Origin of the sequence: Brevibacillus sp. FSL K6-6036 (assembly GCF_037964015.1) — a bacterium.
GTDB lineage: Bacteria > Bacillota > Bacilli > Brevibacillales > Brevibacillaceae > Brevibacillus > Brevibacillus borstelensis.
Genome location: NZ_CP150173.1, coordinates 4,655,947 through 4,668,577, shown reverse-complemented (window position 1 = coordinate 4,668,577; position 12,631 = coordinate 4,655,947). Strand labels below are relative to the sequence as shown.

The following is a 12,631-nucleotide window of genomic DNA, read 5'->3' as shown; positions in this document are numbered from 1 at the left end:
TTCAGCTTTCTTTATCTCGTCTTTCCTGAATATATGATTCGAATCTCTCCCGCAGGAGAAACAGCTGTTTTTCATGTTCAAAGACCTTATGTTCCAAAAAAGCGGTCGATTTGTCCGTCTGTTCCCACAATCGCTTCAGCTCAAGCAGATCGGACTGAATCTCGTCCATCCGGGCGTTGCTGTGTCCCACCATTTGGACCAGAGATGCATACATCTCTTCAAGGCTTCCCAGCATGCCATCATGTCGGTCCAATCGTTTCTCGACATTCGCAAACCGCAAGTCCATCTGCTCAAACCGCTTGTCTACATCATCAAATCGTCTGTCGATCTGCTCAAACCGCTTGTCTACATCATCAAACCGTCTGTCGATCTGCTCAAACCGCTTGTCTACATCATCAAACCGTCTGTCGATCTGCTCAAACCGCTTGTCTACATCATCAAACCGCCTGTCGATCTGCTCAAACCGCTTGTCTACTTCATCAAACCGCCTATCGATCTGCTCAAACCGCTTGTCTACGTCATCAAAGCGCCTATCGATCTGCTCAAACCGCTTGTCTACTTCTTCAAACCGCCTATCGATCTGCTCAAACCGTTTGTCTACTTCTTCAAATCGCCTATCAATCGCTTGAAAACCATGCTCCATCCTCTCGCCGAGTGCTTCCAGCTTGTCAAACAGCTCATCCAATGACCTGCCCACCGTCATTCCCCCCGATTGTTTGGATAGTATGGGTTCCTGCACTTGTCTCTCTATATTAATAGAAGAAAGAGGAGGGCAACAAGGTAAAATGAGTTTAGCAAAACTGTAATCAGCCCCAGCCCATCAAGTGAAATGACGTCAAAGCTCTGTCTGTAGTCTTTCTATCCAGATGGTTTACATCTAAGCGGTTAACCCGGACAAGCTGATTGACCCGCAACAAACCAATCCAACCGCACCTTAAACATCTTCCGACCCGACAGCCTCCACAGGGACTTCCACATACTCTTTTTCGCCGAGAACAATATGCGCCTGGCCATTCGTCACATCCGTCAAGTGCGCTACAAAATCGTCCTGCTCACCGTCCGGAATCAACACATGCACGGTGACCTTGTCCGTATAGTCCGTCCCGACGACTCGCTGCTGGCCGATCCGCAGTTCGTTTTCGACCTTGCCCCACCAGGTGTAGTCGACACTGACGGAGATTTTCTGATGAAGCGTATGGACGACGATTCCGGCCGCTTTCAGCGCGATCACCGTGCCTGCCGTATAGGCGCGGACCAGACCGCCGGCACCCAGCTTGATCCCGCCGAAATAACGAGTCACGACGACGGCGGTATCCTTTACCCCATTTTTCTTGATGCATTCCAAAATAGGCTTGCCAGCCGTTCCGCTCGGCTCTCCATCGTCGCTGGAGCGCTGGATCTGATCGTTCTCCCCGATGACAAAAGCCGAACAGTTATGGGTCGCATCCCAATGCTTTTTTTTAATCATAGCGATAAATGCCGCAGCTTCTTCTTCGCTGGTGACGCGCTGCGCATATCCGATAAAACGGGAGCGCTCGATGACAATCTCGTCTTCCCCGTATCCCGCAATCGTTTTGTACTGTTGTAGCATGCTCTTTCACCTCAAGGATAAGAATAGCATGTCCGCCAAAGGTTTTCGAATAGTGGATGGCAAACACGCTATATAGATGAAATTTTTCGGCGACTTAAACGTAGTAACACGAGATGGCAGGTGTGATAAACGGGGGGAGGGGTGCATATAGATGGCAAGGTGCAATGATAAGGTGAAAGATTTGGAAACTGGCGATTCTTCGTGTACGAAACATTATTCGGTGTGATATAGTGTTGGTGGGACAAACTGTAAGCTTCCTGCTAGTGAAAACATTATGAATCCAGGCAAAAAGGAGTGGAAAAGAATGAACTTTCCATATTCATCGAAGAAATGGCTGACGCTTTCCATAGCGGCCGTCATGGCGACCTCGATCGGTGTAGGTGCAGTCGCTTCTGAAAGCGGAACAGCAGCTCCTGCTTCGCAAACACAAGGAAGTCAGCAGAATGACAAAGCGACGACTGCAGCAACTGCGGACAACAGCAAGGCAGATGCGAACAAGACAGACGCAACAAAAGCGGATACCGCCGCAACGGAAGACAAAGCGGCTGCGAACGGTACGGCAGACGCAAAGGCAACAGAAACAAAGGCAACAGACGCCAAAAATACATCGACTACAAGCACAACTGGCACGACAAACACAACTACGACTACAAACACCAGCACCACGAATAATACACCTGCAGCAGATTCCACTGCGTCTGACCAGATGACTCTGGCCAAAGCGATCGAACTGGCGATGCAGAACAACTCCAAGATCCTTACAGCCCGTCTGGAAGCGAAAAGCGCAGATATTAACCAATCGCTGTCTTATGCCACGACCTCCGCGATCACAGCCGATATGATGGACAGTTCTCTGGATGCGGAGAAACAGAAAAAAATGACCCGGGCTCAGGCAGATCTGACTACAAAGCTGAATGACTTGGCGGTAAAGGTGACAGAGAGTCAGGTCAAGCTGGGAGTCCAGCAGGCTTACTACAATCTGCTGCATGCAGAGGCGGACCTGAACCTGAAAAAGCAAAGCCTGAACCGTGCGCAGACCCAGCTGAAAGTAGCAAAAGCGGCATTTGATGTAGGAACCAAGGCCAAGACCGATATTCTCCAGGCCGAGATGGGGGTAGCCGGCGCACAGGCGGCTCTGGCAGCTGCAGAAAACACCGTGGAAATCAACCGGATGAAATTCAATGAAATCATCGGCGTAGATGTCAACAAGAAGTGGAAGCTGGCCCCGGAGAACAAACAGGTAGCCGCTCCTACGCTTACTTTGCAGCAGGCGCAGGAAAAAGCGCTCGCCCAGCGTATTGAGGTGCAGCAAAAAGCTGGAGAGCTGGATCTCGCTCAACTGAACGTAAGACTCTTTGAAGAGTGGTCTCTGAGCTCTACCTATCAAGGCCGGATTGCCCGCAACAACGTGGAAAAAGCCAAGCTGGCCATTGATGAGCAAAACCGTCAGATCAAGATGGAGGTAGCCGAAAACTACCTCACGTTGAATGCAGCCAAGGTCGCGATCGATTTTAAGAAAAAAGCGCAGGAAGCGGCAGCAGAAAGCTATCGTCTGACCAACCTTCGCTTTGAAAACGGTCTGGCTACGACGCTGGAAGTGATCCAGGCTGAAGAAGAGTACTCCGACAGGGAAAATCAATACCTGGAGGCCATCCGCAACTACAATCTGGCGGTAGTGAACTTCGAGAATGCCCTCGGAGTGAGCAAGTAGCCAAGAGCTGTAAGTTGACCGGAAAAATGGAAAAAGGTTCACTGGTGACAGCCCGCCCAACCTGCTCTATAATACGAATTGTGGCGGATGTCACCATATACATAATGAAGTGAAAGTGCGACCACAAAAATTTTTAAAAACTTTTTTCGAAGGCACCGCAACTTTTTGCGAGCTGAGGCGTTTAATAGGATGTCACACGAAATACGGGGAATTGTGTAAAAAAGATTCACGAATTCTAGCACCTGTGATACACTAGGGATTGTTGCATTTACACAATACTGAATATACTAGAACTTTCACACTGAAAAAGCGGAGCAATCCTGCGAAAGGAGGTGAAACGCGCTTGCAGGATTCGGGCTCAAAAAAGAAAGATAGATTACTAAATAATATTCCCCAAGAACAATTTGTTTGTACTAGAGGAGGAGAACCCAAGGTTATGAAAAAGGTTGTTAACAGCGTACTGGCTAGTGCACTCGCACTGACTGTTGCTCCTATGGTAGTGGGCGCAGAAGAAGCAACTCAAACAGACACCACGAAAACAGAAGCTCCTAAGATGGATGCTGAACTTCAGAAGGTTGTAAACCGACTGAATGCACTGGGTGTTGTACAAGGTTATGGCGATGGCGATTTCAAAGTTGATCAAACAATCAACCGCGCTGAGTTCGCTACCCTGATCACTCGTATCCGTGGACTGGAGCAAGGTGCAAAATTTGCTCAATACCAATCCACTTTCACTGACGTAAACTCTTCTGACTGGTTTGCTGGTTTCGTAAACGTAGCATCCGGCCAAGAGATCATCAAAGGTTTTCCGGACAAATCCTTCAAACCTAAAAACGATGTTACTTATGCAGAAGCAGTAACCATGCTGATCCGCGCTCTGGGCTATGAGCCATCTGTTAAAGGCGTATGGCCAAACAACATGATCGCGAAAGCTTCCGAGCTGAACATCGCGAAAAGCATCACTGCTCCTAACAACGCAGCAACTCGCGGCGACATCTTCAAAATGATCGACAACGCTCTCCGCGTAAAACTGATGGAGCAACAAGATTACGGAGTTAACTTCAACTTCCAAATCACCAACGAAACTCTTCTGACTCGCTACATGAAAGTGAAAGTTCGCGACATGGAGTGGGCGAAAGACGAGAAGAACGGTGCACAAGATCTGCCGATCGTAACAAACGTACCAGTTATCGGTCTGGGCACTCTGAAAGCTAACGAAGTTTCCTTGAACGGTAAAAATGCTGGCCTGGGATCTTCTACTTACAAAGTAGCTGACGGTATCAACCCGAACGAATTCGATGGTCAACACGTACAAGTGTGGATCAAAGACGATAAAGAAAACACCATCGTTTGGATGGAAGGCTCCGAAGACGAAGAAGTAATCATGGATCGTCTGGGCACTTTCTACTTCAACGATCGTGAAATCAAAAACGGTAACACTGATGACATCAAGAAAGACAGCGATCTCGAAGATCTGGAAATCGAACTTGATGGCAACGGCAAAACCTACCGTTTCAACAAAGACACAAAAGTTACTTACAACTTCAAGCCTTACAGCGATGCTACCAAAGGTATCAAAGACATCATCGCTGCAAACGATGGCTGGACTTTCTCCGCAAAAGTAGTACTGGATGAGAAAGATGAAATCAGCTACATCCACGTAATCGACGACCAAACTCTCAACGCTACAAAAGAAGGCGTGAAGTACGGTTCCAAAGTTATCGAGAAAATCGATGCTGACAAGAAGAAAATCACCAACCTGAATGGTGGCTCCTTCAGCAAGCTGGAAGATCTGGACGAAGGAAAAGACTTCCTCGTATTCCGCGACAACAAGCCAGCTAAACTGTCTGACCTGAAGCCTATGGACGTATACAGCGTTTACTATGCTGACGGTAAGAAAGAAAAACTGCTGGTATTCGCTACTAGCACTGTAGTTGAAGGTAAAGTAGACAAAGTCGTTGTTCGTTCCGATTCCGACAACCGTCTGACTATCGGTGACAAGACTTACCGTTTCCGTACAGGTTCTACTTTCTCCGACAACCAAAACAAAGACATCACTGTTTTGGAAGCTGGCAACTGGGATAAAATCCGTGACCTGGATGGCGAGAATGTAAAACTGTACCTGGATGCATCCGGCCGTATCCGTCACATCGAAACTGGTGACAACGTAAGCGATCGCCGTTTCAAAGCAATCCTGACTTCTCAAGCCGAGCTGAGCCGTGGTAAATACGAATTCAGCATCATCGGTCAAAACGGCAAAAAATACGATCTCGCTCTGAAACCAGACAAGATTTACATGAAAGATGGTAAATCTTACGAGAAAAACAAAAAAGAAGACGAAATCAAGAAAGATTTCGTACCAAGCAAAGATGGAAACAAAATTCTGCTGCTTGAAGTAACAATGGATGCTAAAGGCGAAGCAGAAAAAGTAAAAGTTCTTGAAACAAACATGAAGTACCTCGAAGGTACTGCTTGGGATAATGCAGCAGACGAAGACGACGAAATGGTTAACGGCTACGATGTAGTCTCCGACACGGCGATCTTCGACATGACTGGCGAAATCCGCGGCACTCAAAACGAACTGAAGAGCCCTGGCATCGCTAAGTTCAAAGACATCGCGAAGAAGAAAGACCTCAAAGTTTACTACACTATCAACGACGATGAAGAAGTTGACGCTATCTTCGTTATCGATGGTAAAGGTCTGGGCAGCGATGTGAAATACGGTCAAGTTCTGAACCTCGGTTCCAAGGGCGATGACATCATCGAACTCATTACCAAGGATAAAGATGACAAACTGACCACTGTTGAGTACAAACTCGACGGCGATTACGAAGACCTTCTCGATGCTGGTATTCGTCGCGGCGACTTCATCGCTTACAGCCTCAACTCTGACGATGAAGTAATCGTTGATGATGTTGTTGAAGTAGTTGACCGTGCTGACGATATCGAAACTGCTGATTTCTTCGGCGATGGCAAATACGAAAAAGCAACGAAAAAACAACTGGAAGATGCAAACCTGGATAAACTGACAGTTGCTCAAGTAACAGACGTTACTTCCAGCCGCATCACTTATGAATACAAAGATGCAGACGGCAAGAAGCAAACTCAATACTTCTCTGTTAACAGCAAAACTGCTTACATCAACGCTGGCGACCTCGAAGCAGCTGACGGCGTAGACGAAGGCGACTACATCATCCTGGTTGAAACTGACGATGATGGTGACAAGTACGACTACGTACTGACTGTAATCAACGAAGATGACTTCAAACGTGAATTCACGAAAGAAGAGCGTGAAACAATCCTGAAAAACTTCTTCGCTCAAGCTGATTACGAAAAGCCAACGCCAGGTGAACCAGGCGACAAAGACATCCTGGATGAAGAGTCCCTGGAAGCGGTTGTTAGCACCATCTTCGATGACACTATCGGTAAGTACGTGATCACCGGTAAAGGTGAAAAAGGCGCTACTATCAAGGTAACTGTTGGTGAATTCGAAAAGACAGCTACTGTTGCAAATGACGGTACTTTCAAAGTAACTGTTCTGGGCGAACCAGGAGCAACTGAATACACCATCGAAGCTACTCTGGAAGGCCAAAAGTCCGAGAAGCACACAATCAAATTCGACACGAAGTAAGAATATCTACAGTTTCCAAGGGAACTGACTGATCCTCTTCAAGTGTTAACCTGTTTGGCATGAATGACCTGGGGCAGGGGGAAGTCCCTCTGCCCTGTCATTCCATGTAAGCCAAACACAGGACAGACTCAGATATGGGGAAACACACTCATCCAGATACACAGCATGAGTGTTTCTCAAATACAAAAAAAACCTATCAATATCTGGAGGGGTAGTACGTGAATAAAAAGCTGGTACTTTCTGTTCTTTCTACAGCTGTATTGACTAGCATGGCAGCTTCCGCAATGGCGAAACCTAGCCAAGGTTTCTACGTTGGCGGAGAAGTTGACAAATATTATTCTCCAACAGCATTGCTGGCTGACTTTAAAGCTGGCTTGAAAGAAATCCTGAGCAACGCAACCGACACTGTTTACGTAAACAAAGACGGTAAAGCTGCAAACTTCCTGGTAGCTGCTGAAGCTGAAAAAATGGAAGATGTACTGAAGCCAGCAACTCGTGATTTGTTCGAAGAGAACGATTACGCTGTAGTTGGTTCCGAGGGTGAGAAGTGGAACCCAGCTGATGAGAATGACTGGCCTGTTCCTGGTGATATCACTGTTGAAAGCGTAAGTGCTATTTCCACTAAAAGTATCAAAGTAACATTTGTTAATGCAGTTGCAGCATTGAACAAAGAAGATGTAACAGTAGTAAACAAGACTACTGGAGATAAACAATATGTTAAATCCGTAACTGTGTCTGAAGATAAAAAATCTGCGGTCGTTGAATTCTATGAATCATTGACTAAAGGTACTTACACAGCAACTGTTAAGTCTGGAAGCACATCCTCTTCAAAAGATTTTGACTTTGCGGTTGGCAAAGTAGCAAAAATCGAAGCGGAAACAACACAAATCGTACCTGCTGGTAAGGCAACAGCAATTAAATTCAAGATTCTTGATGAAGCAGGTTTGGATGTAACAGCAGACTACAAAGATAAAGTGACTTATGAATCTAACGTCACAATTGCTGATGGAAAAACTCCAGCGCTGGCAGATGGAGCTATTGCATTGGTATATGTGAAGTACCAAGAAAATGGTACTGAAGTGAAGAGTGAAAAAATTACGGTTAAAGCAGAAGCATCAAAAGCGACTGAACTGGTTAACTGGACTTTAGCTGCACCGAACCAAGACCCTGGGTTTGATAAGACAGATTATAAGCAAAACACAGTGGCTAAAACCGGTTCCGACCAAAAATTCTTCGTCCAGTTTAAAGACCAATTCGGTGAAAAGAGCGCATTTGATGGTAATGTTCGTTACGAATCTTTAGACAAAACAATCGCATTGGTTGACCAAGTCTCCGGTAGCGTAAAGCCAATTAAAAACGGTACAGTACCGGTTAAAATCTCGGTTCTTAAAGACGGAAAAGCTTATTTTACAAAAACAGTTGAAATCAGTGTTGTTGCTAAAGCTGACGTAAACAAAATTGAGTTTAAGGACCTGAAAGACAATGAAATCACTTTGTCTTCGTCTTTGGTAACAACTAAGAACGTAACGCTTGCATTCAAAGATCAGTATGGCGATGATTTCACTTATACCGGAGACGTGAAAGTTACTGTTAAATCCGGTAAAGATATCGTTGAGGTAAGCGAGACTACACCTAAGGGTACGTATAGCGTAAAACCTGTACCTAATACAGAAGGTGTAGCTGTCGTTGAATTCGCTATAAATGATCAAATCAAGACGGAACTGCTTGTAAAGGTTGAAAAAGCTGGAGCAGTTGCTGATTTTTCAGTAGACGGCTTTGAATCAGTCCTGGATAAGAGCGGTGATGGCAAAACTTCTAAATCGGAATTTACACTTAAAGTCTACGCAGTAGATGCGAACGGTGGAAAAGCTCAACAGCTAAATACAAATGTACACTACAGTGTTAAAGATTCAGCAGGAAATCCGGTAAATGTAACATCTGAAAATGGTGAACTGCTCATCGATTCCAAATCTGCTCTGTTTGAAGTAGGCAAGGAATACACTGTTACTGTAAAAGTTGGAGAAAACGCAGAAACCGCATACCAAGTATTCAGTGGCAAGTTCTCTGTAAAGGATACAAAGGAACTGCCTAAAGTTACTTTGACTAAGGGAACCCTCGATGTAAGTGTTGCTGATAGTAAAAATGATACCGTAAAATTTGTCGATGTAGTTCAGCTTAACCAATTGTTTGATGTTACCTATACAGGGGCAGGAAGCAGTGATATTACCGTAACAGACTTTGAGTTTGTTGGCGATAACGATGCTGTTCTTAACGGCAAAACAGCTACTACAGCAACATTACTTGAAGACGGCGTTGTATCGATTGTTATCAACACGGTTTCTGTTAAAGTAAAAGAAGATACGTTTAAGGTTGATCTTGGTGAAGTTTTAAAAGTAAATGTTAAAGGCTTTGGTGACAAAGAAGCGGCTAAAGCATTAGAAGAAGAAGTGAAGAAAATTAATTCTATTCCTGCACCGGAAGCTGATGCTACAAAATTAACATTGCCAACAGTTGGAGAAGGCTATTCTGTAGCGATTAAGTCGTCGGATAATGAAGATGTAATCGCAAAGGATGGAACTATTACTCCACCAGATGCGGAAACCACGGTTAAAATTGTCTTAACAGTAACTCAAAAATCAACTGGAAAAACAGCTGATACAGGCGAATTTGAAGTTAAAGTGCCTGCAAAAACCACCCCTTAAATAACACGAAACGTCACTTCATAAACTCACCTGAGTGAAAGAAGTGGAGAAATCCCCCTTGACGATGCAGATTACGCAAGTCCAGGGGGATTTTCTCTAACTGCCTTGTTCAATCGATTGGTGCAAATCCAATCCGTGATAACAGCCCATTCATCACGTGCCTAATCCTCCTGCACGTCAGCGGCCCTAATCAACCAATGGCGTGAAGTCAGGTGAAGTCGTACTCGCGCAAAGCGAGGCGGGGCTCCTTAAAAGCTGGCTATGGTCAGGCGACGAACCCATGTGGACCCAATCGAAAATAGCTGTCGTCAGGTAAAAAGCTAGGGGTTGGGCGACAGCCGCTGCATCTGCAATGATGCAGGCGAAACAGGAACAATTCGGCTGTTAAACCTGTTTTTCTTCGATTGTATAGTGGGGACCTACGGTTAGCAAAAGAAGGGATAGACAAGGCGGAACGTTTGAAGTCTTATCAGAAGAGGTGGGTTAGCACCGGCGAGGCTGATAAGATGGCGGCGGGTTCGTAGTAGTGATGATGGCTTGCCGTCTGTACCCGTAGTGGCAACACAGGCGGGGAGGGGAAAACGGGCCGGAGCGAAGGGACCCAGTCAGCGGATAAGAGGATATGAGAACGTACAATGGGCGTTGTAGTTTCTCGCAGTACCCGTGAGGACTGTAAATACAAACCGTATTTACAGTCCTTTTTGGTGATTCCTCTTTTCTCTCTGCTGATGGCACGCCGTGTGCGCTGAAAGGTGCCCGCACGGTGTAGGCTCGACTCGAAATTTCCTTGGGGAGAACAATCCGACGGGGATATAAGGCGAGCATAGCGATCCCAAGTTTGCAAGCGGCGAGGGGACAATCCACGACCCCTATGTCGTCAAAACCGCCGATCACTTGAACCATGTGAGAGAATACCTTGACTCCGCTTTCGTGTTGGATGCAGACATCGATCTGAGCAAGGCTCCTTACAACACAGGCAATGGTTGGACGCCGATCGGCACCGAAACGACCCCTTTTACCGGAACGTTTCACGGAAACGGGCACACCATCCGCGGTTTGTATATCTTTGAAGGGAAAAACCTCGGTCTCTTCGGAACCATTGAGGGCAAAGCGGAAATCAGCGACCTCACCCTCAAAGATGCGGACATTCGTACGACTAAGAGCGGAGTTGCCATCCTGGTCGGACAAATGCTTGGAGGAACCATAACAAATACTCACGTTTCCGGAACTATCAAAGCCGATAGCCACAACGTCGGGACATTGGTTGGGTATATGGAACGCGGCTCGATTGCGGACAGCTCCGGTTCGGGAAGAATTGACAACCATTTCTCTTGGTATACAGGCGGGCTTGTGGGAAGAATGGAGCCAGGGGCTACCCTGAGCCGATCATCCGCAGACACAACGACTAACGGCTTCGTTTCAACGGGAGGACTTGTGGGTGCAAACGCCGGTACCATTGAGCAATCCTTTGCCAAGGGCAGCGTAGAAAGTAACGCTTCCAACCTTGGCGGACTGGTCGGGGAAAACTACGGGGAGATTTGGCAGTCGTATGCACTGACGGACGTCACGGGCGGATCGAATAATGTTGGGGGCCTTGCCGGACTAAATGGAAGCAAAGGAACCATCGAACAGTCTTATGCAAAAGCAACGATTGATACTGAGTCCATGGCTGTAGGCGGATTGGTGGGAGAAAATCAGGGAGTGATAGCGGATGCGTATGCTAGCTCCGATATCACTGCAGGAAAGTATAGAGAGGATGTTGTCATCGGAGGGTTGGTGGGAATCAATCATAAAGAGGTTACCAGAACGTATGCTGCCGGAACCATAGACAGCAACGCCAAAGAAGTTGGCGGCTTGGTCGGCAAGCTGGACAGCGGCGGCACAGTGACCAACTCTTTTTACGATCAGGATCAGACTGGACAAAATGACACGGGCAAGGGAACGCCGCTTGCATCTGAACAAATGAAGGAGCAGGAATCGTTTACAGACTGGGATTTTACGGACGTGTGGCAGATGGGTGAGTATCCGTCTTTCCAATGGGAGTAAACACCAGAAAACTGCCATGAATCGATAAAAGTGGGTCGACCGCTACAAGCGTTGGCCCTTTTTCTTTTCCCTCGTCAAGACAGCAAAAAGACATAGCCCCAAGCTATGTCCTTCCCAGCAAAGTTTCTATTTCACGCTCATATCCATACCTGCGAAAGAACTCGATCAGCGCTACAGCGAAGATGTCTCTCTGGCTGATGTTCTTTTCCTTGCTATATTCCCGGACAAGTGAATCGAGCGTATTGGTCATGTGTACGGATTTGGTCACGAAAATGCCTGGAACTGCGTAGCGCGGCACCTTTCCGCTTTCTGCCCCCGGCACGATCAGATCGATCAGCCGGTCCTTGTTTCGCTCCAGCATCTCCAGAAGGGGCAAATAGCGCTCCAATTGGGCTGTGTCCGCACGGCTCAATCTGGGGGCCGGAGATGTGTTTACAGCCTCATCCCCTCCATGACTATCCTGCAGTTCTTCTACGGCCTCTGGACGGCCCTCAGCCTCCTCCTGGAGCTGTCCGTATACTCTCGTGTAATTCCCCTGCTCGGACGACCATCTGTAGCCCTTCGCTCTCATGTAATTGGCCAGTTCACGGTGATCGGCGAAGCCTAGGCGTTTGGCAATCGTCTTGGCGTCGGCTCCTTCTTTTTGGAACAGGGAAATGACCGTGGCTACTTTTGACGAACGAAGCAGTGCCAGATCCATATCCTGTTTGTCCACGCGACTGTAGGCCGGCACGTAGTTTTGCTTATCCCGGTCCCATTTGAAATTCTTGCGCCGCATGTAAATATCGAGGGTTTTGTAGTTTTTATAGCCTAGTTCTTTTGCGAGTTCATCCCTAGTCTTCCCCTCCACGAGACCGCGGAGTATGGCATTTGCACGTTCATCGTAGATGGGCTTTTGATCTGCTTGTACATCCATTGTTTTATACACCTCTATTAAACTCCCTTGCATG

Annotated in this window: 7 protein-coding genes; 4 read left to right on the top strand and 3 right to left on the bottom strand. The window is 46.8% G+C overall.

The genetic code is table 11. From position 1 onward, the window contains the following. Position 1 precedes the first annotated feature (1 nt). On the bottom strand, positions 2–697 hold the full coding sequence (locus tag NST37_RS22905) for a hypothetical protein (protein ID WP_327955744.1): 696 nt from the start codon (positions 695–697) through the stop codon (positions 2–4). 237 nt (positions 698–934) lie between these two features. Further along, on the bottom strand, positions 935–1,591 hold the full coding sequence (locus NST37_RS22900) for a YigZ family protein (RefSeq protein WP_024983776.1): 657 nt from the start codon (positions 1,589–1,591) through the stop codon (positions 935–937). Between the two features lie 304 nt (positions 1,592–1,895). Here NST37_RS22900 and NST37_RS22895 point away from each other — a divergent pair, with 304 nt between their 5' ends. The 4 genes from NST37_RS22895 to NST37_RS22880 all read left to right on the top strand — a co-directional run bounded on the left by NST37_RS22895 (position 1,896) and on the right by NST37_RS22880 (position 11,681). Then, positions 1,896–3,302, top strand: coding sequence for a TolC family protein (locus NST37_RS22895; protein ID WP_339185897.1), 1,407 nt, complete (start codon positions 1,896–1,898; stop codon positions 3,300–3,302). Between the two features lie 436 nt (positions 3,303–3,738). Continuing rightward, positions 3,739–6,933, top strand: a complete 3,195-nt coding sequence (locus tag NST37_RS22890) for an S-layer homology domain-containing protein (RefSeq protein WP_339185895.1) — start codon at positions 3,739–3,741, stop codon at positions 6,931–6,933. Between the two features lie 218 nt (positions 6,934–7,151). Then, positions 7,152–9,635 carry an immunoglobulin-like domain-containing protein gene (locus tag NST37_RS22885; RefSeq protein WP_339185894.1) on the top strand — a complete coding sequence of 828 codons (2,484 nt, stop codon included), beginning with the start codon at positions 7,152–7,154 and terminating at the stop codon, positions 9,633–9,635. A 930-nt stretch (positions 9,636–10,565) separates the two neighbouring features. Then, complete coding sequence (locus tag NST37_RS22880) at positions 10,566–11,681, top strand: GLUG motif-containing protein (RefSeq protein WP_311067978.1); 1,116 nt, start codon at positions 10,566–10,568, stop codon at positions 11,679–11,681. A 103-nt stretch (positions 11,682–11,784) separates the two neighbouring features. Here the strand turns inward: NST37_RS22880 and NST37_RS22875 are convergent, their stop codons facing one another. Further along, the gene (locus NST37_RS22875) at positions 11,785–12,597 is read right to left on the bottom strand and encodes a hypothetical protein (protein WP_251246991.1); all 813 of its coding nucleotides are present in this window, start codon (positions 12,595–12,597) and stop codon (positions 11,785–11,787) included. Positions 12,598–12,631: the final 34 nt, after the last annotated feature.